Origin of the sequence: Kitasatospora indigofera, assembly GCF_014655955.1 — a bacterium.
In the GTDB taxonomy this organism is placed as follows: Bacteria; Actinomycetota; Actinomycetes; order Streptomycetales; family Streptomycetaceae; genus Kitasatospora; species Kitasatospora indigofera.
This window is the reverse complement of sequence record NZ_BNBO01000004.1, coordinates 1-26108: the sequence shown is the minus strand read 5'-3', so window position 1 is coordinate 26108 and position 26108 is coordinate 1. Positions and strand designations below refer to the sequence as shown.

23 protein-coding genes and 1 pseudogene are annotated in these 26108 nt (G+C 74.4%); 13 read left to right on the top strand and 11 right to left on the bottom strand.

Annotation, left to right across the window (positions count from 1 at the left end):
- The first annotated feature begins 8 nt into the window (after positions 1-8).
- The 5 genes from IE329_RS05330 (at position 9) to IE329_RS05310 (ending at position 4174) form a co-directional block, all read left to right on the top strand.
- Positions 9-1139: an ABC transporter ATP-binding protein gene (locus IE329_RS05330; RefSeq protein ID WP_190209635.1), complete on the top strand. Its 1131-nt coding sequence runs from the start codon at positions 9-11 to the stop codon at positions 1137-1139.
- Complete coding sequence (locus IE329_RS05325; protein ID WP_190209634.1) at positions 1129-1797, top strand: ABC transporter permease; 669 nt, start codon at positions 1129-1131, stop codon at positions 1795-1797. The genes IE329_RS05330 and IE329_RS05325 overlap by 11 nt, the downstream gene beginning before the upstream one ends.
- A complete protein-coding gene (locus IE329_RS05320; RefSeq protein WP_190209633.1) occupies positions 1794-2471 on the top strand; it encodes an ABC transporter permease in 678 nt (225 codons plus the stop codon). Before IE329_RS05325 ends, IE329_RS05320 begins: the two co-directional genes overlap by 4 nt.
- A gap of 53 nt (positions 2472-2524) precedes the next feature.
- On the top strand, positions 2525-3469 hold the full coding sequence (locus IE329_RS05315) for an ABC transporter substrate-binding protein (RefSeq protein ID WP_190209632.1): 945 nt from the start codon (positions 2525-2527) through the stop codon (positions 3467-3469).
- A gap of 159 nt (positions 3470-3628) precedes the next feature.
- A complete protein-coding gene (locus tag IE329_RS05310) occupies positions 3629-4174 on the top strand; it encodes a DUF732 domain-containing protein (RefSeq protein ID WP_190209631.1) in 546 nt (181 codons plus the stop codon).
- A 165-nt stretch (positions 4175-4339) separates the two neighbouring features.
- On the opposite strand, the gene IE329_RS05305 is transcribed toward IE329_RS05310, so the two are convergent.
- A complete protein-coding gene (locus tag IE329_RS05305) occupies positions 4340-5668 on the bottom strand; it encodes a hypothetical protein (RefSeq protein WP_190209630.1) in 1329 nt (442 codons plus the stop codon).
- A 548-nt stretch (positions 5669-6216) separates the two neighbouring features.
- Between IE329_RS05305 and IE329_RS05300 the strand changes: the two are divergent.
- The 3 genes and pseudogenes from IE329_RS05300 to IE329_RS05295 form a co-directional block, all read left to right on the top strand.
- Positions 6217-7632 (top strand): annotated as a pseudogene (locus IE329_RS05300) (glycosyl hydrolase family 18 protein); the annotation flags it as partial.
- A gap of 114 nt (positions 7633-7746) precedes the next feature.
- Positions 7747-8277 (top strand): carbohydrate binding domain-containing protein, encoded by a 531-nt coding sequence (locus IE329_RS42175; RefSeq protein ID WP_413789713.1) that lies wholly within the window; start codon positions 7747-7749, stop codon positions 8275-8277.
- Between the two features lie 432 nt (positions 8278-8709).
- Positions 8710-9693, top strand: a complete 984-nt coding sequence (locus tag IE329_RS05295) for an NAD-dependent epimerase/dehydratase family protein (RefSeq protein WP_190209628.1) — start codon at positions 8710-8712, stop codon at positions 9691-9693.
- Between the two features lie 245 nt (positions 9694-9938).
- On the opposite strand, the gene IE329_RS05290 is transcribed toward IE329_RS05295, so the two are convergent.
- The 5 genes from IE329_RS05290 to IE329_RS05270 all read right to left on the bottom strand — a co-directional run bounded on the left by IE329_RS05290 (position 9939) and on the right by IE329_RS05270 (position 15092).
- A complete protein-coding gene (locus IE329_RS05290; RefSeq protein ID WP_190209627.1) occupies positions 9939-11195 on the bottom strand; it encodes a multidrug effflux MFS transporter in 1257 nt (418 codons plus the stop codon).
- Between the two features lie 267 nt (positions 11196-11462).
- Positions 11463-11969 carry a hypothetical protein gene (locus IE329_RS05285; RefSeq protein WP_190209626.1) on the bottom strand — a complete coding sequence of 169 codons (507 nt, stop codon included), beginning with the start codon at positions 11967-11969 and terminating at the stop codon, positions 11463-11465.
- A 299-nt stretch (positions 11970-12268) separates the two neighbouring features.
- Positions 12269-13183: an alkaline phosphatase family protein gene (locus tag IE329_RS05280; protein WP_190209625.1), complete on the bottom strand. Its 915-nt coding sequence runs from the start codon at positions 13181-13183 to the stop codon at positions 12269-12271.
- Positions 13184-13440: 257 nt separating this feature from the next.
- Positions 13441-13794 carry a hypothetical protein gene (locus tag IE329_RS05275; protein WP_190209624.1) on the bottom strand — a complete coding sequence of 118 codons (354 nt, stop codon included), beginning with the start codon at positions 13792-13794 and terminating at the stop codon, positions 13441-13443.
- 119 nt (positions 13795-13913) lie between these two features.
- Complete coding sequence (locus IE329_RS05270; protein ID WP_190209623.1) at positions 13914-15092, bottom strand: acyl-CoA dehydrogenase family protein; 1179 nt, start codon at positions 15090-15092, stop codon at positions 13914-13916.
- Positions 15093-15257: 165 nt separating this feature from the next.
- Between IE329_RS05270 and IE329_RS05265 the strand changes: the two genes are divergently transcribed.
- Positions 15258-15587: a hypothetical protein gene (locus IE329_RS05265; protein WP_073922723.1), complete on the top strand. Its 330-nt coding sequence runs from the start codon at positions 15258-15260 to the stop codon at positions 15585-15587.
- 253 nt (positions 15588-15840) lie between these two features.
- Positions 15841-16836: a chitinase gene (locus IE329_RS05260; protein ID WP_190209622.1), complete on the top strand. Its 996-nt coding sequence runs from the start codon at positions 15841-15843 to the stop codon at positions 16834-16836.
- 95 nt (positions 16837-16931) lie between these two features.
- Here IE329_RS05260 and IE329_RS05255 read toward each other — a convergent pair whose 3' ends face one another.
- Together IE329_RS05255 and IE329_RS05250 are read right to left on the bottom strand one after the other, a co-directional pair.
- Positions 16932-18761, bottom strand: a complete 1830-nt coding sequence (locus tag IE329_RS05255; protein WP_190209621.1) for a cholesterol oxidase substrate-binding domain-containing protein — start codon at positions 18759-18761, stop codon at positions 16932-16934.
- Between the two features lie 348 nt (positions 18762-19109).
- Positions 19110-19505 carry an MmcQ/YjbR family DNA-binding protein gene (locus IE329_RS05250; protein ID WP_190209852.1) on the bottom strand — a complete coding sequence of 132 codons (396 nt, stop codon included), beginning with the start codon at positions 19503-19505 and terminating at the stop codon, positions 19110-19112.
- Positions 19506-19697: 192 nt separating this feature from the next.
- On the opposite strand from IE329_RS05250, the gene IE329_RS05245 reads away from it, so the two are divergent.
- Complete coding sequence (locus tag IE329_RS05245; RefSeq protein WP_190209620.1) at positions 19698-21128, top strand: class II fumarate hydratase; 1431 nt, start codon at positions 19698-19700, stop codon at positions 21126-21128.
- A gap of 112 nt (positions 21129-21240) precedes the next feature.
- Here IE329_RS05245 and IE329_RS05240 read toward each other — a convergent pair whose 3' ends face one another.
- The 3 genes from IE329_RS05240 to IE329_RS05230 all read right to left on the bottom strand — a co-directional run bounded on the left by IE329_RS05240 (position 21241) and on the right by IE329_RS05230 (position 23622).
- Complete coding sequence (locus IE329_RS05240; RefSeq protein ID WP_229927188.1) at positions 21241-21747, bottom strand: SPW repeat protein; 507 nt, start codon at positions 21745-21747, stop codon at positions 21241-21243.
- A 110-nt stretch (positions 21748-21857) separates the two neighbouring features.
- Entirely contained in the window at positions 21858-23054 is a 1197-nt protein-coding gene (locus tag IE329_RS05235) for a winged helix DNA-binding domain-containing protein (RefSeq protein ID WP_229927187.1), read from the bottom strand.
- An 88-nt stretch (positions 23055-23142) separates the two neighbouring features.
- Positions 23143-23622, bottom strand: a complete 480-nt coding sequence (locus IE329_RS05230) for a YbaK/EbsC family protein (RefSeq protein WP_190209619.1) — start codon at positions 23620-23622, stop codon at positions 23143-23145.
- Positions 23623-23776: 154 nt separating this feature from the next.
- On the opposite strand from IE329_RS05230, the gene IE329_RS05225 reads away from it, so the two are divergent.
- Together IE329_RS05225 and IE329_RS05220 are read left to right on the top strand one after the other, a co-directional pair.
- Positions 23777-24319, top strand: coding sequence for a PadR family transcriptional regulator (locus IE329_RS05225; protein WP_190209618.1), 543 nt, complete (start codon positions 23777-23779; stop codon positions 24317-24319).
- A gap of 25 nt (positions 24320-24344) precedes the next feature.
- Complete coding sequence (locus tag IE329_RS05220) at positions 24345-26063, top strand: acyl-CoA dehydrogenase family protein (protein ID WP_190209617.1); 1719 nt, start codon at positions 24345-24347, stop codon at positions 26061-26063.
- The last annotated feature ends 45 nt before the right edge of the window (positions 26064-26108 follow it).

Genomic DNA, 26108 nt, shown 5'->3' with positions numbered 1-26108 from the left:
GAAGCTCAGTGATCAGATTCGACGGCGCAGGCAAGCGCCACCCCGACGGCACCATCGCCGTCGGGAGCCTTGACCTCGACGTGCCGACCGGGCGGATAACCGTGCTGGTCGGCCCCTCCGGCTGCGGCAAGACCACCCTCCTGCGGATGGTCAACCGGATGGTCGAGCCGACCTCGGGGCGGGTCCTGCTGGACGGCACGGACGTCGCCGAACTGGACGCGGCCAAGCTGCGCCGGGGCATCGGCTACGTCATCCAGCAGGCCGGGCTGTTCCCGCACCGCCGGGTGATCGACAACATCGCCACCGTCCCCTACCTGCTGGGCCAGGACCGCAAGAAGGCCCGGGCTCGGGCCGCCGAACTCCTCGAACTGGTCGGCCTGGCACCGGAGACGGCCCGGCGCTACCCCTTCCAGCTGTCCGGCGGCCAACAGCAACGCGTAGGCGTGGCAAGGGCATTGGCCGCCGACCCGCCGGTGCTGCTGATGGACGAACCGTTCAGCGCCGTCGACCCGGTGGTCCGCGCCGGACTGCAGGACGAACTCCTGCGCCTCCAGTCCGAGTTGAACAAGACCGTGCTGTTCGTCACGCACGACATCGAAGAGGCCGTCAAGCTCGGCGACCAGGTCGTGGTGCTGCACGAGCAGGGCCGGATCGCCCAACTGGCCGACCCGCACACCCTGCTGACCGCCCCGGCGGACGACGGCGTGGCGGCCTTCCTCGGCCGCGACCGAGGCCTGCGCGGCCTCGCCCTGCGCCCGGCCTCCACCGTCGACGTCCGCCCGACCGCGGACGGACTGCGGTACGGCAGCTGGGAGTTGACGCTCGACGACACCGGCCGCCCGATCGGCTGGATCGACCGCGCGGCGGACGCGGCGCTGCTGCCCGCCGCCGGGTACCGGCCCGCCACCGACACCCTGCGCGCCGCGCTGGACGCCGCCGTGCTCTCCCCCGCCGGCGTAGCCGTCGCCCTGGACGCCGAGGGCCGCGCCCTCGGCACCGCCACCCGGGAGGCCGTCCTGGCGGCCCTCTCCGCCGGCCTCCCAGCAGCCCCGGCGCCGGCCGGCCGCACGACCACCGGCCGGGCCGAGGACGCTCCGGCGACGGACGGCGACCCGGACGGGGCCACCGGTGGACGATGAACCCCTCGTCCGCTGGTACTGGATCGGCGACCACCTCGGCTACCTGGGCGGCCTGCTGGCCGACCACGCCGTGATCGCACTGGTCCCCGTACTCATCGGACTACTGCTCGCACTGCCGCTCGGCCTGGCCTGCGCCCGGTTCCCCCGGCTCTACCAGCCGCTCGCCGCGGTCTTCAACATCGTCTACGCGCTGCCCTCGCTCGCGGTGTTCGTGGTGCTGATCCCCTACACGGGGCTGGCCACCCGGGCCACCGTGATGATCCCGCTCACCTTCTACGCCCTCGCCGTGCTGCTGCCGACCACGGTCGACGGCCTGCGCGCGGTGCCGGAGCCGGTCCGCCAGGCCGCCACCGCGATGGGCTACGGCCCCTGGCACCGGCTCGCCGCCGTCGAACTTCCCGCCAGCGTGCCGTACCTGGTGGCGGGAGTGCGGGTGGCGGCGGTCTCCAGCATCTCGCTGGCCAGCGTCGGCGCCCTGGTCGGCCGCGGCGGTCTGGGCTACCTCTTCATCGACGGGTTCCAGCGGACCTTCCCGACCCCGATCGTCGCCGGGATCGTGCTGATCGCCGTCCTCGCCCTGGCCACCGACGTCGTCCTGGTGACGGCCCGCCGGCTGCTCGCCCCCTGGGCCGTCCGCGAGAAGGCGGTGACCAGGTGAACTGGCTCTCCTGGCTGAGCGACTTCATAGGCTCGCCGGACCGCCGCAGCGGCCCCGACTCCATCCTCAACCGGATCGCCGAGCACCTCGCGCTGTCCGCCGAGGCCCTGTTCTACGCCTCGCTGCTGGCGATCCCGCTCGGCCTCCTGATCGGCTACACCGGACGCGGCGTCACCTTCGTGACCGCGACGGCCGGCGCCACCCGCGCACTGCCCACCCTCGGGCTGGTGACGCTGGCCGTCCTGCTCGCCGGGGTCGGCGACACCGCCGTCCTGCTGCCGCTGGTCGCGCTGGCCGCGCCGCCGCTGCTGGTGGCCGCCGTCGAGGGTGTCCGGGACACCGATCCGGACGTCCGGGACGCGGCCCGCGGGGTGGGGATGACGCACCGGCAGGTCCTGCTCGGGGTCTGCCTGCCGTCCGCACTGCCGGCCCTGCTCGCCGGGCTGCGCACCGCCACCGTCCAGGTCATCGCGACCGCCACGGTGGCCGCGTACGTGGGCCTCGGCGGCCTCGGCCGGTACGTCATCGACGGCCTGGCCACCCGCGACTACGCGGTGACCGTCGGCGGCGCGCTGCTGGTGGTCCTGCTCGCGGTCGCCGCCCAGTTGTTCTTCGCCCTGCTGGCCCGCTACGCACTGCCGCCCGGCATCCGGGCGCAGCGCCGGCCCGACTGACCGTCCGCCGGCTCCCGACGCTTCCCCCTCCCCCTTCCGAAAGGTTCCACCCGATGTCGCACTCCTCACGCGCCGGAGCTGTCCGCCGCGCCCTCACCGCCGCCACTCTCGCCTCCCTCTCGCTTGGCGCGGCCGCCTGCGGCTCCTCCGGCGGCGACCCGCTGGCCTCGCCGTCCACGGCCGGCGCGGCGGCGCCGGCTCCGGCCTCCGGCTCGACCGTGGTGGTCGGCTCGGCGAACTTCCCCGAGAACGTGCTCCTCGGCTCGATCTACTCGCAGGCGCTGAAGGCCAAGGGCGTCAAGGTCGAGGAGAAGTTCAACATCGGCAGCCGCGAGGTGCTGTACGGGCAGGTCCAGAACGGCAGCCTGACCGTGCTGCCGGAGTACAACGGCGCGCTGCTGGGCTACCTGGACGCCAAGTCCACCGCGGCCAGCAAGGAGGAGGTGAACGCGGCACTGGCCAAGACGCTGCCGGCCTCGCTCGGGATCCTGGACTCCTCGCCGGCCGAGGACAAGGACTCGCTGACCGTCAGCCAGGAGACCGCCGACAAGTTCGGCCTGAAGAGCGTCAGCGACCTCGCCCCGCAGGCCGCGAACTTCGTGATCGGCGGCCCGCCGGAGTTCAAGTCCCGCCGCGAGGCGCAGTTCAAGGACGTGTACGGGCTCACCTTCAAGGAGTGGAAGCCGACCGGCGAGACCACCGCGAACGCGATCAAGGACGGCACGATCCAGGTCGGCAACGTGTTCACCACCGACCCGAAGATCCTCCAGCTCAAGCTCGTCCCGCTGGCCGACCCGAAGAACGTGTTCGGCGCGCAGAACGTGACCCCGCTGGTGAACAAGGCGGGCGTGGACGCGACCGCGACGGCCGCGCTGAACGCCGTCTCGGCCAAGCTGGACACGGCCGGGCTGACGGCGCTGATGAAGCGGGTCGCGATCGACAAGGAGGACCCGTCGGTGGTCGCCAAGGACTGGCTGAAGTCCAACGGCCTGGGCTGACCCGCCGCTCGGCCCGCCGGGTCCGTCCCGGCGGGCCGAGGTCCCCGGCCGGGGCGGCCCGCCGCCGGCCAGGGCCGCCGGGGCCCGGAGCCGTGGACCCGGCATTACGAGATCGTCACGACCGGCGACGGCCCGGCGCGAACATGACACCGTATGGCGATGCGCACACGCCTCCTCGCCGCCACCCTCACGGCGGCCGCCGCCCTCACCCTGACGGCCTGTTCCAGCGGCAGCGGCTCCGCCGCTTCGGCGCCCTCGACCGCCACCCCCGCGTCCTCGGGCCCCGCCGCGCCACCCGCCTCCCCCACCTCCCCCGCGGCCGACGCACCGGGATCGGCATCGCCCGGCGACCCGGCCCCCGCGGACCCGACCGCCGCCGATCCCGCCGCGCCGGCGGCCACCGCCAAGCCCTCGCCGCCGGCCGACGCCGGCCTGCCGCCCAAGCCCGACAGCGCCCTGCTCGCGAAGCTGGTCGGCGCACTCGACGCGATCGACCGGGACATCGTCGCGGGCGATCCCGACAAGGCCGCCGAGCGGGCCCGGAACACCTGCCAGGACATCTACCGGTACCCGAAGGACAAGGCCAAGCTGGTCGACCTGACGAACCAGCGCTTCACCTCCGCGAAGCACCCCTCGGGCTGGGGCCCCGAACAGGCCGCGAAGATCCTCGAAGCCGTCCGCGGCGCCGTCTGCCCCACGTCCTGACCCACCCACCTGTCCTGCGGCCCGGCCCACGTCCCGGCCCACGTCCTGCCCCGCGCCCCCGCCCGCTCGCCGGACGGACGCGCGGAGGTGGGTCGGGACGCCCCCCGGCGCCCCGGCCCACCGGCCCCCGCGGATCCCGCCGGCCCGGCCGGTGCGAGGCCGCGGTCAGTCGAACCTTGAGCTGCGCACCGGCCCGGACGAGCGGACCTGGTCCCGCGGGCCCGTCAGCCAACGGCCCCGGACGGCCCGGACGAAGGCCGCGAGGGCCTCGTCCGGGTCCGGCGGGGTGTCGCCGTCACCGGTGTCCGGGCCCGGGTCCGCCGCGCAGATGTCGGCGGCCAGCTCCTCGGCCGGACGCGGGTCGGCCGGCTCCTCGACCGGGTCGTCGCCGGGGAGGTAGCGGGTGGCGGCGTCCCACGGCGCACGCACGAACTGCGCCAGCAGGGTGCTGACATCGGCGGAGACCGGCGGTGGCGAGGTCCAGCAGGTCACGTGCTCGTACAGCACCTCACCCGCCGCCCGCGCGCGCAGCCCCGGGACGAGTGCCTCGTCCAGCTCGTTCAGGTCGTACGCCACCACCAGCGTGTCCGGCGTCCCCGGGCGGTAGGGCTCGGCGGGCAGCCCGGACAGCCGGGCGGCGGCCAGCCCGAGCGCGCGGCTGCCCCGGTCGGGGAGGAGCGAGACCGAGCGCGGACGCTGCCCGGCCGCGTCCAGGATCAGCCGCAGCCGGTCGAGGCCGTGCCGGCACTGCTCGTAGCTGTCGCCCAGGTAGGCGTAGCGGCCGGTCATGCCGGCCGCGAAGCCGTACGGCGAGAGGGTGCCGAGCAGGCCGCCGGTGAGGACGAAGTGCCAGGCCCGCAGGTCCTGGAGGCCGGGCGGGCCGGTCCGGCCGGCGACGGCGGCCCGGTCCAGGGCACGGCGCACCCGGTCGGCGGCGCCCTGCCGATCGGGGCCGCCGGGCGGCAGCGCGTCGAGGGTACGGCGGGCGCGGCCGAGGTCGCCGGCCAACACCGCGTTGCGGGCGAGCAGGTAGCGGTCCGGCCAGTCGCGCAGGATGCCCTGGTGCCGTTCCAGGACGTCGACGGCCTCGGCGTGCCGCTCCTCGTCCTCCAGGGCCACGGCCAACTCGGCCAGGATCACCTGCGGTTCGGGTGCCGGCTGTCGGCGCGCGCGGCCGAACAGCCCGCGGGAGGGGGGCGGTCCGACCGCCAGCCGGAGCGCCTCGGCGAGGGCGGGCACGGCCAGGAAGGGGACGCCGCGCCCGACGCAGGCGTAGCCGTAGGCGTAGAGCGCGCCGGCCCCGCCGGGGGCGTCGCCCAGGGCGCGGGCGGCGCGGGCGAGGTCCTCGAAGCCGACCGCGTCGGCGATCTCCGCCACCAGCGGGGCGGCCTCGGCGAGGCCCAGTTCGTCACCCCCACGCCTGAGTTCACGCATGGCGGCGGCGGGGTCGCCGCCGCGGAGGGCCTCCCGGACCTTGGCCGGACGATCGGTCATGCTGCTTCCTCCCAGGGGGACGGTGTCGGGTGGGCGCGGGTGCGCGGCGGCGGCCCGCGGGCGGCGGGCGGGTGCGGAACCGGGGGCGCGCGGGACGGGGAGGAGAAGTCGGGCAGGCGGTGGCCGGGGCCGTCCGCCGGGACAGGCGGAACCCTCGGGCTCATGCGCTCGGGCGGTGCACGCCCTCTCTGCCGTTGTCACTCACCGGGGGATCATCTCCGCTGCGGCGGCCGGCCCGCAAGCGATATCCCCCGGGCCGCCCGCCGAATGGCTTCGATGACGAACTGTTAGGACTCTTGACAGACAGGTGGTCTAGTCCAACTATAGGCGGTGTCCATCCGACCGGGATGCACTGTGGGGGTGTGACCACCGGCCGGCGGGGCTTGCCCTGCCCATGTCCCGACCACCCCCGACCCGCACGGCGACCGTGCCCCTGCACCGCCGTCCGCCCCGGTGCCTCCATGACCCGGGCGCCCGGCCACGGCTTCGGCCGAGACCGGACAACTGTCACCAACTGTCAACGTCAACACGTCTGTTGGAGAACACACATGCGCCTGCGCAAATCCATCCAGGCCATCGTGGCCACCTGTGCCACGCTGGTCGCGTCAGCCGGCCTGATCACGGTGGGGACAGCCTCCGCCGAGGCCGCGACCCCACTGCCCACCCGGGTCTTCGCGCCGTACTTCGAGGCCTGGACCGGTGAGAGCCCGGCCGCGCTGGCCGCGCAGTCCGGCGCCAAGAACCTCACCATGGCGTTCCTGCAGACCGCCACCAAGGGCTCCTGCACGCCGCTGTGGAACGGCGACACCTCGATGCCGGTCGCGCAGTCCACCTTCGGCGCCGACATCGCCACCATCCGTGCCAACGGCGGCGACGTCATCCCGTCCTTCGGCGGCTACACGGCCGACAACACCGGCACCGAACTCGCCGACAGCTGCACCGACGTGAACCAGATCGCGGCCGCGTTCGAGAAGGTCATCACGACCTACGACATCAGCCGGATCGACCTCGACATCGAGGACAACTCGCTGACCAACAGCGGCGGCATCGACCGTCGCAACAAGGCCATCAAGCTGGTCCAGGACTGGGCCGCCGCCAACGGCCGCTCCATCCAGTTCTCCTACACCCTGCCGACCACCACCAGCGGGCTGGCCGACAACGGGCTGGCCGTCCTGCGGAACGCGATCGCCAACAACGCGCGGATCGACGTCGTCAACCAGATGACGTTCGACTACTACGACAACGCCTCGCACAACATGGCGACCGACACCCAGACCGCCACCACCGGTCTGTACAACCAGCTCGCGCAGCTCTACCCGAACAAGACCTCGGCGCAGCTGTGGGGTTCGATCGGCATCATCGAGATGCTCGGCATCGACGACTTCGGCCCGGCCGAGACCTTCACCGTCGCCAACGCCACCACCGTGTACAACTGGGCACTCTCGAAGGGCGTCAACACGCTCTCCTTCTGGGCCCTCCAGCGTGACAACGGCGGCTGCGTCGGGCAGGCCGGCAAGGACAACTGCTCCGGCATCAGCCAGGGCACCTGGGACTTCACCCACATCTTCGCGCCGTACACCAGCGGTACCACCACGCCGGTGAACGACTTCTCGGTGAACGCCTCCCCGGCCGCCGGCACGGTCGCGGCCGGCTCGGCCACCACCGCGAACATCGCCACCGCCGTCACCTCCGGCGCCGCCCAGAGCCTCGCGCTGACCGTCACCGGCGCCCCCGCCGGCGTCACCGCCACCATCAACCCCAGCACGGTGAACGCCGGTTCGGCCGCCACCCTGTCCATCAGCACCACCGCCGCCACCGCCGCCGGCAGCTACCCGCTGACCGTCACGGCCACCGGCGCCTCGGGCAGCCACACCGCCACCTACACCCTGACGGTCACCAGCACCCAGCCGGGCAACGACTTCTCGGTGAGCACCACCCCGGCCGCCGGCACGGTCGCGGCCGGCTCGGCCACCACCGCGAACATCGCCACCGCCGTCACCTCCGGCGCCGCCCAGAGCCTGGCCCTGACCGTCACCGGCGCCCCCGCCGGCGTCACCGCCACCATCAACCCCAGCACGGTGAACGCCGGTTCGGCCGCCACCCTGTCCATCAGCACCACCGCCGCCACCGCCGCCGGCAGCTACCCGCTGACCGTCAAGGCGACCGGCGCCTCCGGCAGCCACACCGCCACCTACACCCTGACCGTGACGGGCGGCACCACCCCGACCGGCCTGGTCAACGGCGGCCTGGAGACCGGCAGCCTCGCCCCCTGGACCTGCCAGAGCGGCGGCGCCGTGGTCAGCACCCCGGTCCACAGCGGCACCCGCGCGCTGCAGGCGGCCGTGACCGCCGGGCAGACCGGCGAGTGCGCGCAGACCGTCACCCTGCTGCCCAACCACAGCTACACGCTGTCGGGCTGGGTCCAGGGCAACTACGCCTACATCGGCGTGAGCGGCGGCGCGACGGCCAGCACCTGGACGCCCGCCGCCACCAGCTGGACCAAGCTCACCGTCCCGTTCACCACCGGCGCCTCGGGCACCGTCACCGTCTACCTGCACGGCTGGTACGGCCAGGGCAGCGTCTTCGGCGACGACTTCTCCATCGCCTGACCGCCCCCGCCGGGTAGCGCCCGGTACTGCCGGGCGGCCGCCGGACGTGGTCCGGCGCCGCCCGGCGCAGGCCTGGATCCGCTCGGGATCCGCGCCGGCACCGCCCGACCCGGTGCCGCCCGACCCGCCGCCGGGCGTGGTGCAGGCTCCCCGCCCGCACCCCGCCCGGCGGCGGCGTTCCCGGGGCGGGTCGGAGGTGACCCCTCCTGGGGACGGCATGAAGCGGGGCGGCGGCGGACGGGACGATCCCACCGGGACGGGCCGGGTGTCGGCGCGTCGCGGTCAGGGCTCGACCCGTCCCGATGGGGCATGATCGACGGCGGTGGCCCGGCGCCCGCCCGCGTGACCGGACCTGGGTCGGGAACGCGTCCCGACCAGGGCCGGTGAGCGTCCGGCCGCCGCTCGCCCACCGCCGAACCGCCGGAGGTCCGCATGCGCCAGGCACTCGTCACCGGAGCCACCGGCACGGTCGGCCACCCGCTGGCCCGGCTGCTGGCCGAGCGGGGTGTGCGCGTCCGGGCGCTGGTCCGTGACCCGGCCCGGGCCGGACTCCCGCCCGGCGTCGAGGCCTGGCCCGGCGACCTGGCCGACCCCGGCTCGCTGCGGGCCGCCGTCCAGGGGTGCGACACCGTCTTCCACGCCGCCGGCCTGCCGGAACAATGGCTGCGGGACCGCTCGGCCTTCGACCGGGTCAACGTCGACGGCACCCGCTCCCTGGTCGAGGCCGCGCTGGCGGAACGGGTCGAGTGCTTCGTGCACACCAGCACCATGGACGTCTTCGAGCGCCCCCGCGACCTGCCGTTCGACGAATCGCTGCTCGCGGAGAAGCCGCTGAGCACGGCCTACGAGCGTTCCAAGCAACAGGCCGACCGGCTGGTCGCCGCGGCGATCGGACGCGGGCTGCCGGCCAGGCTCGTGCACCCGTCCGCGGTGTTCGGACCGGGGCCCGCCCGGCCCACCGCGCTCAACCGGCTGCTGGTCGACCTGGCCCGGCGGAAGGTGCCGGCCCTGCCGCCCGGTGGCATGGCGGTGGTCTTCAACGAGGATCTCGCCGAAGGCCACCTACGGGCCGCGCAGGCCCCGGTCGGCTCGCGCTACCTGTTCTCCGACCGCTTTCTGGAACTGCCCGAGATCGCCGCGCTGGTGCGGCAGGCGGTGCCGGGCGCCCGGATCCCGGTCACCCTCGCCGGCCCCAGCGCCTGGATCTTCGCCGCCTTCGGCGAGCTGACCTCGAAGGCCACCGGCCGGCCGCCCCAGCTGTCCTTCGGCGAACTGCACTTCCTCGGCTCCGAGCTGACCCCCGACGCCCGCCGGGCCCGCCACCAGCTGGACTGGCACCCGAGCGACACGGCGGACGCGGTGGCCGCCACCCTGCGGGCCTTCGGCGTCCGGACGGCGTCGCCGGACCCGGGCTGACCCGGGCTGACCCGGTGGAGCCACGGGAGCGGAGCCGGCCCGGCGGGGTGGTGAGTGCCGGCCCGGCGAAGTGGCGGGGGCCGGGTGGCGGGCGGCGAGCGGCGAGCGGCGATGACAGCTGACGGATGACGGATGACGGATGAAGGGTGGCAGTCGACGGATGACGGATGACGGATGTCACCTTTTGTCATCGCGATTTCACCATCTGTCACCCGCCATCCGTCACCCCCGGCCCGCCCCCGCCCTCAGACCGCGACCCGCCAGGGCCGGCAGAGCAGCAGGTACGCCGCGCCCGCCAAGGCCGAGCACCCGAGTACCACCGCCCCCAGCACCGATGCGGACGGCTCACCGCCGGCACTGCTCAGCGGCGCGACCAGCCCGCCGCAGAGGAAGGTCCCGACGCCCAGCAGGGCCGAGGCCGAGCCGGCGGCCGCCGGCTCCACCATGGTCAGCGCCTGGGCCGCCGAGTTCGGCAGCACCACGCCCATGCTCGCCATCATCACGAACACCGGCGGGCAGAACCCCGCCAGGCCGAGGTCCCAGACCCCGGTCAGCAGGAGCAGCACCACCGCCGCCACCGCACCGACCGCCAGCCCCGCGGTCATCAGCGCACGGGCCGAGAAGCGATGGGCGAGCAGCCGGCCGTTGAGCTGGGTCATCCCGACGATGGCGAAGGAGTTGACCCCGAACAGCAGGCTGTAGGTCTGCGGCGACACCCCGTACACCTGCTGCAGCACGAAGGACGAGCCGCTGATGTAGGCGAACAGCGCCCCGAAGGCGAAGCTGCTGGTGAGGACGAGGCCGAGGAAGCGGATGTCCCGCAGCAACCGGCCGATGGTCCGCAGGGTGGCGGCCAGCCCGCCGCCGTGGCGGTCCGCCGGGAGCAGCGTCTCACGCAGCGAGACGAAGGCGAAGACGGTGAGCAGCAGGCCCAGGACGCCCAGCGCGGCGAAGGTGCCGCGCCAGTTGGTGACACGCAGCAGCTGTGCGCCGAGCAGGGGGGCGAACATCGGCGCGAGTCCGGATATCAGGCCGATCGAGGCGAGGAAGCGGACCACCGCGACGCCGTCGTAGCGGTCCCGGGCGATGGCCCGGCCGATCACCAGCCCCGCCGCACCCGCCATGCCTTGCAGGAACCGGCCCGCCACCAGCAGCGGCAGCGTGGTCGCCAGCAGGCAGAGCAGGGTGGCGGCCGAGTAGACCAGCAGCCCGGCCAGCAACGGCCGGCGCCGGCCGAGGCGGTCGCTGAGCGGCCCGAACAGCAGCTGCCCCGCGGCGACGCCGAGCAGCGAGAAGGTCAGCGTGAGCTGGGTGGCCGCCGGGTTGGTGTGCAGGTCGGCGGTGAGTGCGGGGAGTGCGGGCAGGTAGAGGTCCGTGGTGAGCGGGCCGAGGGCGACCAACCCGCCGAGGACGACGACGCCGGTCCGGCCGATGCCGGTGAGGTCGGAGGGACGGGAGAGGGTCGACTGCGCACCGGTGGTATCAGCGGTCGGGCCGGGCATGGGGCTCCTCACGAGCGTCGGGTACTCGCTCCGTCCTACCCCAGCCTGCCGCCCGGCCGACAGCCGGGCCCCCCGGGTGGATCATCCGGGGGGCCTGCCGGCAGTCGCCCGCCCGCTCCGGCGCGGCGCCGCCAGACGTACGCGGTCACTGCCCGAGGGGTGCCCGGGCCCCGTCGACCCATCAGCGAAGCGGGCCGCACCCCCGGGTGTGCCGCACCTCGGAGGCGGGCCGCACCGTGGAAGCGTGCCGCACCTCGGAAGCGGGCCTCACCGCCGGGGGGCCGTGCCCCCCTGGCCCGCGGCCCGGGCGCTCGCGCCGTCCTGCCAGGCGAACAGCTGATCCCCCGACAGCACGACGCTGTAGTGGCCGCAGCGGCCGGACACCTCGGCCGCGGGCGAGGCCGGGAACCAGCCCGCCTTGAGCCGGGCCGCCCCGGGACGGTCCTTCGCCGTCGGCCCGGGGTGGGCCGCGCCGGTCTTCCGCTCGGTGGGCGTGCAGCCGGCCGGCAGGCGCCCGCCGGGGACGGTCGCCCGGAGCAGGCTGTCCTCGGTGGTGGTGGACCTCAGGAAGCGGACGGCGGAGGCGTCGTCCGGCAGCCAGGCCGGCACCGTGCGCTGGCTCGCCTTGGCGGCGCTGCCGGTGGAGTAGTTGGCCTGCTCGCGGTGGTGCCCCTCGTACCAGTCCGTCATCCGGGGGCCGACGGCCACCGTCGCGACCGCGAGCGCCATCCCGGTGCCCGCCACCCCCAGAGCGAGCTTGCCCAGCATCCCCATGACTGCTCCAACCCCTTCACCCGGCGACGACACAGCGCCGGCTCACCTTGACCTCCATCCTGGCCCGGCCGCCCCGACGCGGCATCAGCACGAGGTCGCGAACCTCCCTCCACCCCAGGGGGTACGGTCTCCACCTTGAGAGGTACGCCGCGCCCCGGGCGGCCTGCCATGCGGCCCGCTGCCGACCCGTCAGGCGCCCGCCGGCCTGCGGTTCCCGCCCCTCCCGCCCGCCGGCGGCCGGCCGGGCACCGGCCCGGCACCCCTAGGGGGACGGGCCCGGGCCCGGCACCGCGCCGGCCTCAGCTCCGCCCGACGGTGGCCGGCACCCGTGCCGTGGCGTCCGGTCCGGCCCCCGGCGCCGGCCGGGCGACGGGGAACGGCCGCCCGTCCAGGGTCCAGTGCGGGTCGGCCGGACGGCCCAGCGACGCGTACACCTGGGCGGCCACGTCCACATGGCGGATCACCCCGGCGGGCGGGGCGGCCGGGATGTCCGGGCCGGCGCAGGCCACCCAGGCGGTCCGCTCCTCGGGGGTGGTGCCGCCGTGCCCGCCGGCGTCCACGTGCCCGTGGTCGGTGACGACGATGACGGTCCACGCCTCCTGCCGGTGCCCCGGCCGGCTGCGGACGGCGTCCAGGAGGCGGCCGAGCCGCTCGTCCGCCGCCCGCATCGCGTCCCGGTAGCGGGAGCCGCAGCCGAGGAAGTGCGCGGTCTCGTCCACCGCGCCGAGGTAGACGAAGGAGGCCTCCGGGTCGGCGGTGGTCAGCACGTGGACGGCCTCGCGGATGACCTCCTCGTCGACCTCCTCCCAGGCCTCCGGCGTGTCGGCGGCCGGTGCGACGTACGAGGAGCGCCCGGGCGCCCGGAACAGCGGGCCGCCCGACATCGCCAGCATCAGCGGCTCCCAGCCCGCGGCGACGAAGGTGCGCCGGCCGTCGAGCTTGGCGAGCCTGGTCGCGAAGTCCGGGAAGACGTCCAGCCGGTTGCCCGCGAGGTGGTTGCCCCATACGCCGTGCTTGGCCGCCGTGACCCCGGTCACGATCGTCGCCCAGCAGGGCCCGGACATGGTCGGCGTGTCCGCGTCCACCTCGACGGGCACCAGGAACCCGGCGCCGGCGACCTCGGCCAGCCGTGGCATCGCCACCTCGGACAGCAGGTCGTGGCGCACGCCGTCGATGCCGACGACGAGCACGCGGGGTGTACGGGGCGTGGTCATGTGGGGGTTCCTTCCGGTGCCGCGGCCGGGTCGTGCGCCTGGTCGGCCGCCGCTGCGTCGCCCACCGGCCCGGCCATGCTGCCGTGGGTGGCGTACCGGACGGTGTCCTGACGGCGAACGGCCGGCGTCCGGCCGGTGGCGCTCACGCGGCCGCCCGCCCCGGGGGCGCCCGGCGCACCGGGCGGGCGGAAAGGCGCCGGGGCCGACGGCCGCAGCGCACCGGGACGGGCGGGAACAGTTCGCGGGGCCGGGCTCCGTCAGCAGGCCGGCCGGAACTCGTGGACGACCTCGATCAGCCCGACGATGTGCCGGTTGAACTCCGCCAGTTCCTCGGCCGGCACCCAGAGCTCCAGGATCGTCCGGCCGCCCGCCTGCTGGACGGGGTAGCGGGCGAGGAAGGCGGTGTCGACCTCGAACCGGGTGACGTAGCCGACCCCGGAGGCGCGGACGTTCCAGTCCCGGGCGATCCGGATCGCGTAGTCCTCGTTCAGCACCGGGTAGAAGATCGGCTGGTCCGGCAGCCTCGGCGGCCAGGCACGCCGGCCGGAGGCTTCGACCAGTGCCAGCTCCTGCGGTCCGGTGGGACGCCAGAGGGTGGTGGTACCGGTCATGTCCGGGCCTTCTTCGCTCGACGGGGGCGGGTGGGAGTGCCGACCCTAACCGGCCCGCCGCCGCGACGGCGAGCCGGTTTTCGGTGGGCCCGGCCCCAGCCCCGCCGCTTGAGGACGGCTCAGTGGTAGGCGGCCTCACCGGTGATGGCCTGGCCCAGCACGAGGGTGTGGATCTCACCGGTGCCCTCGTAGGTGAGCACCGACTCCAGGTTGTTGGCGTGCCGCAGCACCGGGTACTCGGTGGTGATCCCGTTGGCGCCGAGGATGGTCCGGGCGCTGCGGGCGATCTCCAGGGCCGCCCGGACGTTGTTGAGCTTCCCGAAGCTGATGTGTGCCGGCACGGACTCCCCCGCGTCCTTGAGCCGGCCGATCCGCAGGGCGACCAGGTAGGCCTTCTCGACCTCCAGCATCATCTCGACCAGCTTCTGCTGGGTGAGCTGGAAGGCCGCGATCGGGCGGTCGAACTGGATCCGGGTCTTCGCGTAGTCCAGCGCGGTGGTGTAGCAGTCGCGGGCGGCGCCGACGGTGCCCCAGAGGATGCCGTAGCGGGCCTCGTTCAGCGAGGAGAGCGGCCCGCGCAGCCCGGTGACGCCCGGCAGCACCGCGTCGGCCGGCAGCTGCACGTCCTCCAGCACCAACTCGCTGGTCACCGAGGCCCGCAGGGAGAGCTTGCCGTGCACGTCGTTGGCCGAGAAGCCCTTGGTGCCGCGCGGCACCACGAAGCCCCGGACGCCCTCCTCTGTCTGCGCCCAGATCACGGCGGCGTCCGCGATGCTGCCGTTGGTGATCCACATCTTGGTGCCGGAGAGCACCCAGTCGCTGCCCTTGCGGCGGGCCCGGGTCCGCATGTTGGCCGGGTCGGAGCCGAAGTCCGGCTCGGTCAGGCCGAAGCAGCCGATCGCCCGGCCGGCCGCCATCTCCGGCAGCCACTGCTGCTTCTGCTCCTCGGAGCCGAAGGCGTGGATGGCGCGCATCGCCAGCGAGCCCTGGACGGAGACGAAGCTGCGCAGCCCGGAGTCGGCCGCCTCCAGCTCCATGCAGGCGACGCCGTAGGCCACCGCCGTCGAACCGGTGCAGCCGTACCCGTCGAGGTGCATGCCCAGGACCCCGAGTGCGCCGAGTTCGGGGGCCAGCTCCCGGGCCGGGAAGACGCCGCGCTCGAACCACTCCCCGACGTGCGGCCTGATCCGCTCGTCGGCGAAGCGCCGGACGGTGTCGCGGATCAGCCGCTCCTCGTCGGTGAGCAGGTCGCCGACGGCGAGGAGGTCGGCCGGGTCGATGCGGTTCGGCTTCGTCATTGAAGCGCTCCTTGGAGTCTCGGAAGGTACCGGCGAGTATTCCGCACCGGACCGCCCGCCGGGCCGCCGGGAGGCCGCCCGGTGCGGCGCCGCCCACGGCGGGGGCCGCCGGGCGGCCCGTACTAGGCTGACCGGGCCAGGAGGGGCATTTTCCGAGGACAAGGGGTGGACGAGATGGCGCGCTGGGCACTGGTGGTCGAGGAGACCGACGGCATCGGCGACAACCGGCTGTGGGCGCCGAAGGTCCTCGCCGAGATCGAGGGCAGCCGTGAGGAGGCGCTGGCGGAGCTGAAGCGGATCGTCCCCGGCTACCGCCCGCAGCACCCGGTGACCGACCGTCAGCGCACACTGCTGCGGGACGGCGACTCCTACCTGCTGATCACCCGCGGCAGCATGCGGGACTACCACTGCGTGTTCCGGGTCTGGGAGTTGCTCTGGGACAGCAAGCGCCCGGAGATCCAGCAGGAGCGGCTGCGCGACAACCCGGCGGGCTGAGCACGGCCGCCCCGGGCCGGGCGCGCGGCACTGCCGGGCGCCCGGCCTCGCCATGTCTCCGCCCGCAGCACCGGGACCTCGCAACGGGCCTTCCGGCGGGGGCTCTTGACGTGTACCGCGACAGCTGGTTCCCTACCCTGCAAGCGTTAGGAAACTTTCCTAACGTAATGGCTCCCCTCCCCGCGCCTCCCTGCATCGCCGCACCTCGTCTCCCGCCCCCACGGGCCCCCACGGACCAACGGAACGGTGAACCATGAACCCGCGCACACCCCTCCGCCCGCTGCTCGCCCTGGCCGCCGCCGTCTCGCTCACCGCCACCGCCTTCGCGCTGGCCCCCGCCGGACAGGCTGCCACCCCGGACCCGGTCGGCCTCAACGCCCCCTACGAGTACCTCGGTTGGGGGAGTCCGCAGAGTCCGACCGCCGTGATGGCGGCCACCGGCGTCAAGCAGTTCACGCTCGCCTTCATGCTCAGCGACGGCGGCTGCAACCCCAAGTGGGACGGCAGCCGGGCGCTCACCGGCGGCAGCGACCAGAGCGCGATCAACAGCATCCGGGCGGCCGGCGGGGACGTGGTGATCTCCTTCGGCGGCTGGAGCGGCGCCAAGCTCGGCGAGAAGTGCACCTCGGCGAGCGCCCTGGCCGGCGCGTACCAGAAGGTGATCAACGCCTACCGGCTCAAGGCGATCGACATCGACATCGAGGACACCGAGGTGGCGAGCGCGACGGTCCGTCAGCGGGTGATCGACGCCCTGAAGATCGTCAAGAACAACAACCCCGGCATCAAGGAGTACGTCACCTTCGGCACCACGCCCACCGGCCCGGACGCGTCCGGGGCCGACCTGGTCAGGAAGGGTGCGAAGGCCGGTCTGGCGCTCGACGGCTGGACCGTCATGCCCTTCGACTTCGGCGGCCACAGCGGCTCGATGGGCTCGGTGACCGTCACCGCCGCCGACGGCCTGAAGAACGTCGTCGCGAGCGCCTACGGCTACGACTCCGCGACGGCCTACCGCCACATCGGGATCTCCTCGATGAACGGGAAGACCGACGAGAGCGACGAGACCGTCTCGGTCGCGGACTTCACCACCATCGCCGACTACGCCAAGGCGCACCACCTGGCCCGCTTCACCTTCTGGGCCGTCAACCGCGACCGGCAGTGCCCCTCGGGCACCCCGGCGGGCGACGCCTGCAGCGGGATCGGCCAGGCGCCGTACGCCTTCACGAAGATCGTCGCCGGCTACCACGGCTGACGGCCGCCGGGCGGCGGCGCCCGGGCCCCGAGCCTGCCCTCCGGCCGGGCACCCCGCGATCGTCCGGGGTGCCCGGCCGCACCGGGTGCCGCCGGTCAGCGCAGCAGCGAGTCCAGGAACGGGTTGCCGAACACCCGGTGCGGGTCGTACCGGTCGAGCACCGCGACGGCCTCGTCCCAGCCGGGGCCGCCGCCCGCGCGCAGGCTGTCCGGGACCACCCGGCCGAGCACCTCGGGCTCGGCCCAGGCCGCGTCCTCGGTGTACGCCCAGCCCTTGGACCACTCGACCCGCAGGCCGGCCCGCGTCCCGTCGAAGGTGCGCAGCAGGAACTGTTCGACGTCGCGGCAGAACCGGTGCAGGCCCGGCGTGTCGGGCAGGGTGAGGATGTCGAGCCAGACCGCGGTGTCCCACTCGGGGTGGTCCGGGCGCGGGCGCAGGGCGGACAGCAGCGGTGGGCGGGCGCCGGGCACACCGCAGGAGGCGGGGTCGTCCAGGCCGGTCACCCGGATCTCCACCGTCCCGTTCACCGGGAACTCGCCGCGGGCCTGGTACTGCCCCAGCAGCGACCGGTAGTGCGCGGCGAACTCGCTGACCACCCACTGGAGATCGGCCCGCCGGGCCAGCACGGCGTAGCCGTTGGCGGTCATCCGCAGGGTACTCGGCCTGACGTACTGGAGCAGGGTGCGGGACGGCCCCCAGAGGTCGGACCGCAGGCCGCCGGCCAGCAGGTGGGTGAGGGTGTCGCCGCTCAGCAGGTCACGCAGCAGGCCGCCGGAGAGCAGGATGTCGGTCAGGTCGGCGGTGAGCGCCAGCTTCGCCACCAGGTACTGGAGTTGGCCGAACAACGGGGCCGTCCCCCAGGCGCCGCCGACCAGTTGGCCGGCCAGCCGGGCCACCGGCTCCGGGATGTTGTCGGTGAACGGGTAGTTGTAGGGCTCGTCCACCTGCCGGGCGGCGAACGGCCGGGCCGGGGCCAGGCTCCAGGTCTTCAGCCAGGGGCGGTCGGTGTACGCGAACCAGATCGCCTCGGCCCGGCCGTCGTGGTCGACGAAGCTCGCGAAGGTCCGCGGGCCGCCCGCCGTGCCGGGCCGCGCGAACAGCTCGTCGGCCGGGACGTCCAGGCGGCTGACGCAGCGCAGCCGCTGGTCGGCGCCGGCCCGCAGGACGACCTCGGTGAGGAACGCCCGGCCCAGGTGGACCAGGAAGGCCGCGCTGTCGGCCTCGGCCCGGCCGAAGGTGCGCAGCACGTACCGGCCGGCGGCCTCGTCCCGCACCACCGCGGTGAGTTCGGTGACCTGGTTGCTCAGCGAGCCGTAGCCGTGGCCGGGCCGGGGGCTCTCGCCGGTGGCCGGCACGGCGGTGCCGTGGCCGCCGATCGCGAGCACGCCGCCCACCGTGACCTCCCCGGGCGCGGGGCAGGCGGTGACCCCGAGACCACGGCCGGCCAGGTGGGCGAGCAGGCTCTCCATGGTGGCGCCGGTCTGCACCCGGACGGTGTCGGCGGAGTCGGGCGAGATCGCGGTCAGGTGCCTGGAGGTGTCGACCAGCAGGACGCGGGCCGCCTCGTCGGTCCGGTCGGCGACCGTCAGCGGCGCCCAGGTGTGCCGGTACCCCTGGGCGCGCAGCCGCCAGCCCTGGGCGTGCGCCCAGTCGGCGAGGGCGGCGACCTCCTGCGGGGTGCGCGGCGCGCAGGTCCAGAGCTGGTCGGTGCGGATCTCGCCGGACCAGTTCTCGTACACCCGCCGGTAGACCTCCGTCCCGGCGGGCAGTCCGGGCGGCGCCGTGCCGGCCGCGCCGGCGCTCTCCGGTCCGACCGTCCCGCGCAGCAGCCAGGCCGCTCCGCCCAGCCCGGCCGAGGCGCCGATCAGCGCGCGCCGGGTCAGTCCCGGTCGTCGCCCGCGGTGCCGTCCTGCGTCCGTGTCCATGTCCGTCCCCACCCTCGGTGTCCGCCTGTGCCGTCCGCCGGCCCGTTCCGGACGACTCCGGCCGGACGGCCCACGGCCGCCGGCCGCCCGTCCGGTGCGCCCGGGTGCCGCCGGAGCGGCGGGCCTTCGGCGCGGGCGGACGGGGCACGGCCCGGCTGCCGGCGGGGCTCGGCCGAGCGTACGAAGCGGTCCGGGCGGGACCGGGGCGATCCCTCCGGGCCTCACCCGATCGAGTGAACTCCGGGGCACGGGAGCAGCGCGCGGGCGGCCGGGCCGGGCCCTCTTCCGGCCCGGCACCTACCGCCACGCGAGCGGACACCGGGCCTCACCGCCCCGGACGCCGGGGGCTCAGCGCGACGGGTCCTCCCCCTCCGCCGGACGGGAGACGCCGGGCCAGTCCAGCACCAGCTGCTGCCGGCGCGGGAGCTGGGTGACGATCAGGTCGTAGGAGTCCTCGATCATCTCGCGGACCAGCCGGTCGGGCACCGAGCCGTCGAGCAGCACGGTGTTCCAGTGACGCTTGTTCAGGTGCCAGCCGGGGGTGACCGCAGGGTAGGCCTCGCGCAGCCGCACGGCGGCCTCCGGGTCGCACTTCAGGCTCACCTTGAGCGGCTCGGCGTCCAGGGTGCTCAGCGCGAAGATCTTCCCGCCGACCTTGAACACCGAGGTCTCCGGACCGAACGGGAAGGTCTCCTCGGCCCCGTTGAGGGTCAGGCAGGCGGCCTTGAGCGCGGCGGGCTTCATCGTCATGGGCCCAGTCTGCCGGGCGGGCCGCCGGGGCCGCGCCGCGGGCTCGCGTCATCCGTTCGAGTGAGGGTGGAAATACCTGGGGACCGCGCGCGGCTGTGCTGATCGGCGGCTGCCGCGGGGTGGCCGCCGTGCGGGCCGCAGCCGTGCCGGCGGCGGCCCCGGGAGCCGAGCAGAAGGTGTCGCGCCATGGGTGACGAGCAGGCCAGGGCCGGTCAGCAGGCCGGGGGCGGCGAGCAGGAGTGGCGGATCGAGCACGACTCGATGGGCGAGGTGCGGGTGCCCGCCGCCGCGAAGTGGCAGGCCCAGACGCAGCGGGCGGTGGAGAACTTCCCGGTGTCCGGCCAGCGGCTGGAGCGGGAGCACATCGCGGCGCTGGCCCGGATCAAGGCCGCGGCGGCGAAGGTGAACGCCCGGCTGGGGGTGCTGGACGAGGCGACGGCGGCGGCGATCGTGGCGGCGGCCGAGGAGGTGGCGGCCGGCGGGCTGGACGACCAGTTCCCGGTGGACGTGTTCCAGACCGGCTCGGGGACGTCCTCGAACATGAACACCAACGAGGTGATCGCCACCCTGGCGGGCGAGCGGCTCGGCCGGCCGGTGCACCCGAACGACCAGGTCAACGCGAGCCAGTCGTCCAACGACGTCTTCCCCTCGGCCATCCACATCGCCGCCACCGCCGCCGTCACCCGGGACTTGATCCCCGCGCTGGAGCACCTGGCGGAGGCGCTGGAGCGCAAGTCCGCGGAGTTCGCCGAGGTGGTGAAGTCCGGCCGGACGCACCTGATGGACGCCACCCCGGTCACCCTCGGGCAGGAGTTCGGCGGGTACGCGGCCCAGGTCCGGTACGGGCGGGAGCGGCTGCTGTCGGCCCTGCCCAGGGTCGCGGAGCTGCCACTGGGCGGCACGGCTGTCGGCACCGGCATCAACACCCCGCCCGGCTTCCCGGCCGCCGTGATCGCCGAGGTCGCCGCGGCGACCGGCCTGCCGCTGACCGAGGCGCGCGACCACTTCGAGGCCCAGGGCGCCCGGGACGGCCTGGTCGAGCTGAGCGGCCAGCTGCGGACCATCGCGGTCGGCTTCACCAAGATCGCCAACGATCTGCGCTGGATGGGCTCCGGGCCGCGGACCGGGCTGGCCGAGATCAACCTCCCCGACCTCCAGCCCGGCTCGTCGATCATGCCCGGCAAGGTGAACCCGGTGCTGCCCGAGGTGGTGCTGATGGTCGCCGCCCAGGTGATCGGCAACGACACCACGGTCACGGTGGCGGGCGCCGGCGGCAATTTCGAGCTCAACGTGATGCTGCCGGTGATCGCCCGCAACGTGCTGGAGTCGATCCGGCTGCTGGCCAACAGTGCCCGGCTGCTCGCCGACCGCGCGGTCGACGGGATCACCGCCAACGTCGGCCGGGCCCGCGAGTACGCCGAGTCCTCGCCCTCGGTGGTCACCCCGCTGAACCGCTACATCGGTTACGAGGAGGCCGCCAAGGTCGCCAAGCAGGCAATCGCGGAGCGCAGGACCATCCGTCAGGTGGTGCTGGACCGCGGCTACCTGGAGCAGGGCCTGCTCACCGAGCAGCAGTTGGACGAGGCCCTGGACGTGCTGCGGATGACCCGCCCCTGACGGCGCCGCTCCCCCGCCCTGCCCGGCACCGGACCCCGACCGGGCCGGAGGGCGCGGGCCTGTCGCACCCGCGCCCTCGGTAGGCGCCCCGGGCCCAGGGGGGCGCGACGGATCAGGCGCCTCCTCCGCCCGCACGGCCGCCGCCGGTGGCACGACCGCCGGCGCCACGGCGCATGGCCGCACCGCTCGCGGTCATGGACGCCATCGAGATGGCGGCCAGGCCGAGGAGCACCATGCAGCCGCCGGTGATCAGATTGGTCGTGATGGTCCGCCGGACGTCCACGTTCCCGGAGACCACCCAAGGCGCGATCATGCACCAGACACCGATCGCCGTGGCCGCCCAGGCACGGGCGTGGGTGCGCTCGTAGGCGGAGCCGTAGCCGCCCATCAGGAGGGCGAACGCCAGCCCGAGGATCAGGTTGTTGACGACCAGCGTCGTGAAGCCGAGGAAGCCGCTGAACCCGACCACCCAGGGCGAGATCGCCAGGAAGAGACCGGCCAGGACCGCCAGCGCCTCGACGCCCTGAGCGGCCGGCGTCGAGGTGACGCGCTCGTAGTGCTCCCGGAGTTCGACGATGTCCGGGTGATGCTCCATGCCCATCGGAATCTGGGTAGACACCGATACCACCTCCTTGGTTGCGGAACATGGAAGGCGCAAGCCCACTACCCATTTTGGACCTTTTCTAACACTTTGCCCTTTTTTCGGGAACGATTCCCGGCCGCCGATCGTCACGGGCGGGCGATCCGCACCTCCGCCGCCAGCCCCAGGAACCGGCCGACGGCCGCCGCCTCCGCCCGCAGCACCTCCCGCACCGGCCCGGGGACCGGGCCGAAGGGCTCCACCAGCACGGTCATCGAGCCCCGCGCGCGCTCGGCCGCCCAGCGGCCGAGCACCCGCCCGTCGGCCACCAGCGCCGGGTGGACCACCCCGCCGCCCGCGTTGATCCGCCTGGCGAAGGCCGGGTCCAGCATCACCGTCCGGTCGCGGTAGCCGAGCAGGTAGTTGTCGTAGGCGCCGAGCAGCCGGACCGCCGGCCCGGCTTCCGTCCCGCCCTCAGGCGGCTCGGCCCCTGGGCCGGCGAACAGCCCCGGGGCCACCTCGGGCAGCCCCGCCGCCGCGACGGCCCGTCGGCAGACCGTCAGCGGCAGGCCCGACCAGGCCGCCAGATCGGCGGCGCCCGCCGGGCCGAAGGCGGTCAGGTAGCGGACGGCGAGCGCGGCCAGGTCCGCCTCCTCGGGCGGACCGGGCGGCTCCGGCGGACCGGGCGGCGGGCCCGGCAGCAGGACGTAGCCGGGCTCGCGCGGAGCCACCTCGGCGCCCCGGCAGAGCAGGCCGCGCGCCGCCGCGTACCCCACCAGATGAGCCGGGGCCTGCCCGGACGGGTCCACCTCCACCCCCCGGTCGATCAGCGCGGAGACCAGGCCGGCCCGGCTCAACGGGGCCGGCAGCACTTCGGGCAGCAGCGCGACGGCCCGCTCGCAGATCTCGTCGGTCAGCCCCAGCTGCCGGCGCCGGCCCGCACCGGCCGCGAGGTTGCGGGCACCGAAGAGCCGCAGCAGCCAGGGCAGGTCCACGGCCGGGACGAGGTGCAGGGTGCCGCGCATCAGCCAGCTGGCGACCACCTCGCCCGACCGGTACGCCGCGTCGATCTCGGCGGCCGTGGCGACGCCCCGGGCCCGCAGGCCGAGCCGGGCGGCCGCCGCGTCCTGGGCCTGGATGCCGGCGGCCCGACCGGCCACGGCCGCCACCGCGCCCGGACGCCCCGGACCGCCCGCTTCTGCCGGGCCGCCGGAGGATGCCCGGTCGTCGGAGAATCCCGGGCCGCCGGAGGATCCCGGGTCGTCCGGCAATGCCCGGCGGGGGCCGGCCGGGCCGAACTGGGCGTGCATCCGCCGGCGCAGCAGTCGCGTCTCGTCCGTCGTCATCCGGCCATTGTTCGCGCTCGCGCCCGCCCGGGCACACCTCGGCGCCGGGGCGCCGGGCACACCTCGGTGCCGGGGCGCCGGACCGGGGTCAGTTCACCGGTACCGCGGTGCCGCCGGTCAGGGCGAGGAGCTGCTCGAAGGTGGTCGGGAAGACCGTGTGCGGGTGCCCGGCGGCGGCCCAGACCTCGGGGTGCGCGGCGAGGGTCTCGTCCACCAGGGTGCGCACCGGGGCCGGGTGGCCGACCGGCGCGACCCCGCCGATGGGCTGGCCGGTGTGCTCGCGGACGAACTCGGGGGTGGCGCGCCGGATCCTGGCCGCCCCGATCAGGGCCGCCAGTTTCGCCGTGTCCACCCGGTGCGCGCCGCTGGTGAGCACCAGCAGCGGCGCGCCGTCGGCGTCGAAGACCAGGCTGTTGGCGATCGCCCCGACCGGGCAGTCGAGCTGCTGCGCGGCGGCCGCGGCGGTGGGCGCCGTCTCCGGCAGTACCCGGACGGCCGGACTGGCGCCGCCGGCCCGCAGTGCCGCCTCGACGGCCCGGACGTTCGGATGGCTGGTGATCCGCTCCATGCCGGCGATGCTACCGGCCGGCCTGCCGGGCCGGGACGGATTTCCCGGCGCCGGGCCGGGACCCACGCCGGGGCCGGGCCCGCCCGGGTGAGCTGTGTCTCATCACGCCGGGGCGGCATTGCCTATGCAACTCGTTGCATAGCAGGATGCGGGCATGGCACTGGAGCACGCGATCCTCGTCTCACTGCTGGAGCAGCCCGGCTCCGGGTACGAGCTGGCCCGGCGGTTCGACCGCTCCATCGGACGCTTCTGGACCGCCACCCACCAGCAGATCTACCGCGTGCTGCGGCGGATGGAGGCGGACGGCTGGATCGCCGCCGAAGAGGTCGCCCAGGACGGCCGGCCGGACAAGAAGGTCTACTCGGCCGCCGCGCCGGGCCGGGCCGTGCTGGCCGGCTGGCTGCGCGAGCCCGTCGAGCCGGAGACCGTCCGGCACGAGCTGGCCGTCAAGATCCGGGCGGCCGCCTTCGACGACCCGTCCGCGCTGGTCGCCGAGGTCGAGCGGCACCGGGAGAGCCACGCGGCGCTGCTCGCGCGCTACCTCTCCGGCGAGCGGCGCGACTTCCCCGCCGGCGCCGCGCTCGACGCCCAACAGCAGTTGCAGCACGTGGTGCTGCGCGGCGGCATCGAGTACGAGCGGATGACCCTCGCCTGGCTGGACGACGTGCTCGCCACCCTGCACCGCCTCGGCAACTGAACCCTCAACCCCCAGGGACGACACCATGCTGTTCAACCCGCGTACCTACGACCCCGCGCAGTTCGACGAGCCGACCCGCCGGCTGCTGCGCGCCACCGTCGACTGGTTCGAGTCGCGCGGCAAGAAGGCGCTGATCGACACCTACGTCGACCGCGCCTGGTACGGCGACTTCCTCGACTTCGCCGCCAAGGAGGGCCTGTTCGCGGCCTTCCTGACGCCGGCCGGCGAGGCGGGCGAGGAGGCCGGTGCCGGGGCGAAGCGCTGGGACACCGCACGGATCGCCGAGCTGAACGAGATCCTCGGCTTCTACGGGCTCGGCTACTGGTACACCTGGCAGGTCACCATCCTGGGCCTCGGCCCGGTCTGGCAGAGCGAGAACGAGGCGGTCCGGGCCCGCGCCGCACAGCTGCTGACGGAGGGTCATGTGATGGCCTTCGGGCTGTCCGAGCGCAGCCACGGCGCCGACATCTACTCCACGGACATGATCCTCACCCCGGACGGCGAGGGCGGGTTCACCGCGAGCGGCTCCAAGTACTACATCGGCAACGGCAACGTGGCGGGCCTGGTCTCGGTGTTCGGCCGCCGCTCCGACGTCGAGGGCCCGGAGGGGTACGTCTTCTTCGCCGCCGACAGCCGGCACGAGGCGTACCACCTGGTCAAGAACGTGGTGAACGCGCAGATGTACGTCAGCGAGTTCTGCCTGGACGAGTACCCGGTGCGCGCCGAGGACGTCCTGCACACCGGCAAGGCCGCCTTCGACGCCGCGCTCAACACCGTCAACGTCGGCAAGTTCAACCTCTGCACGGCCTCGGTCGGCATCTGCGAGCACGCCATGTACGAGGCCGTGACGCACGCCCACAACCGGGTGCTGTACGGCAAGAAGGTCACCGACTTCCCGCACGTGCGACGGGAGTTGACCGATGCCTACGCCCGGCTCGCGGCGATGAAGCTGTTCAGTGCCCGGGCCGCCGACTACTTCCGCTCGGCCTCCCCCGAGGACCGCCGCTACCTGCTCTTCAACCCGATGACCAAGATGAAGGTCACCACGGAGGGCGAGAAGGTCATCGACCTGATGTGGGACGTCATCGCGGCCAAGGGCTTCGAGGCGGACACCTACTTCGACAAGGCCGCGAAGGACATCCGCGGCCTGCCGAAGCTGGAGGGCACGGTCCACGTCAACCTGGCCCTGATCCTCAAGTTCATGGGCAACTACCTGTTCAACCCGGCCGAGTACGCGCCCGTCCCGAGCCGGCTGGACGCCGCCGACGACGAGTTCCTGTTCCGGCAGGGCCCGGCCCGCGGCCTGGGGGCGATCCGCTTCCACGACTGGCGCACGGCCTACGACGCGCACGCCCACGTGCCGAACGTGGCCCGGTTCCGCGAGCAGGCCGACGGCCTGTGCGCGCTGCTCGCCGCCCACGCGCCGAGCCCGGAGCAGCAGCAGGACCTGGACTTCCTGCTCTCGCTCGGCCAGCTGTTCGCGCTCGTGGTCTACGGCCAGCTGGTGCTGGAGCAGGCGGAGTTGACGGGCCTGGACGGCGACCTGCTGGACGAGATCTTCGACGTGCTGGTGCGCGACTTCTCCACCCACGCCACCGAGCTGCACGGCAAGTCCGGCGCCGGCGAGGAGCAGGCCGCCTGGGCACTGGCGCACCTGCGCCGCCCGGTGGCGGACGCCGGCCGCTCGGCCCGGGTCTGGGCCCAGGTCGAGGGCCTGGCCGGCGCGTACGAGATGCCGGCCTGACCACGGTCCCGCCCACGGTCAGCCGGCCGGACGGTCCGTCAGCGC

Excerpts from the sequence above, each read along its gene's own strand:
- IE329_RS05275 (WP_190209624.1), bottom strand. The coding sequence starts at position 13,794 with ATGACCGGTACCACCACCCTCTGGCGTCCCACCGGACCGCAGGAGCTG.
- IE329_RS05270 (WP_190209623.1), bottom strand. The coding sequence starts at position 15,092 with ATGACGAAGCCGAACCGCATCGACCCGGCCGACCTCCTCGCCGTCGGC.
- IE329_RS05250 (WP_190209852.1), bottom strand. The coding sequence starts at position 19,505 with ATGAAGCCCGCCGCGCTCAAGGCCGCCTGCCTGACCCTCAACGGGGCC.
- IE329_RS05220 (WP_190209617.1), top strand. The coding sequence starts at position 24,345 with ATGCTGTTCAACCCGCGTACCTACGACCCCGCGCAGTTCGACGAGCCG.
- IE329_RS05310 (WP_190209631.1), top strand. The coding sequence starts at position 3,629 with ATGCGCACACGCCTCCTCGCCGCCACCCTCACGGCGGCCGCCGCCCTC.
- IE329_RS05315 (WP_190209632.1), top strand. The coding sequence starts at position 2,525 with ATGTCGCACTCCTCACGCGCCGGAGCTGTCCGCCGCGCCCTCACCGCC.
- IE329_RS05255 (WP_190209621.1), bottom strand. The coding sequence starts at position 18,761 with ATGGACACGGACGCAGGACGGCACCGCGGGCGACGACCGGGACTGACC.
- IE329_RS05285 (WP_190209626.1), bottom strand. The coding sequence starts at position 11,969 with ATGGGGATGCTGGGCAAGCTCGCTCTGGGGGTGGCGGGCACCGGGATG.
- IE329_RS05225 (WP_190209618.1), top strand. The coding sequence starts at position 23,777 with ATGGCACTGGAGCACGCGATCCTCGTCTCACTGCTGGAGCAGCCCGGC.
- IE329_RS05290 (WP_190209627.1), bottom strand. The coding sequence starts at position 11,195 with ATGCCCGGCCCGACCGCTGATACCACCGGTGCGCAGTCGACCCTCTCC.
- IE329_RS05245 (WP_190209620.1), top strand. The coding sequence starts at position 19,698 with ATGGGTGACGAGCAGGCCAGGGCCGGTCAGCAGGCCGGGGGCGGCGAG.
- IE329_RS05280 (WP_190209625.1), bottom strand. The coding sequence starts at position 13,183 with ATGACCACGCCCCGTACACCCCGCGTGCTCGTCGTCGGCATCGACGGC.
- IE329_RS05235 (WP_229927187.1), bottom strand. The coding sequence starts at position 23,054 with ATGACGACGGACGAGACGCGACTGCTGCGCCGGCGGATGCACGCCCAG.
- IE329_RS05295 (WP_190209628.1), top strand. The coding sequence starts at position 8,710 with ATGCGCCAGGCACTCGTCACCGGAGCCACCGGCACGGTCGGCCACCCG.
- IE329_RS05260 (WP_190209622.1), top strand. The coding sequence starts at position 15,841 with ATGAACCCGCGCACACCCCTCCGCCCGCTGCTCGCCCTGGCCGCCGCC.
- IE329_RS05305 (WP_190209630.1), bottom strand. The coding sequence starts at position 5,668 with ATGACCGATCGTCCGGCCAAGGTCCGGGAGGCCCTCCGCGGCGGCGAC.
- IE329_RS05230 (WP_190209619.1), bottom strand. The coding sequence starts at position 23,622 with ATGGAGCGGATCACCAGCCATCCGAACGTCCGGGCCGTCGAGGCGGCA.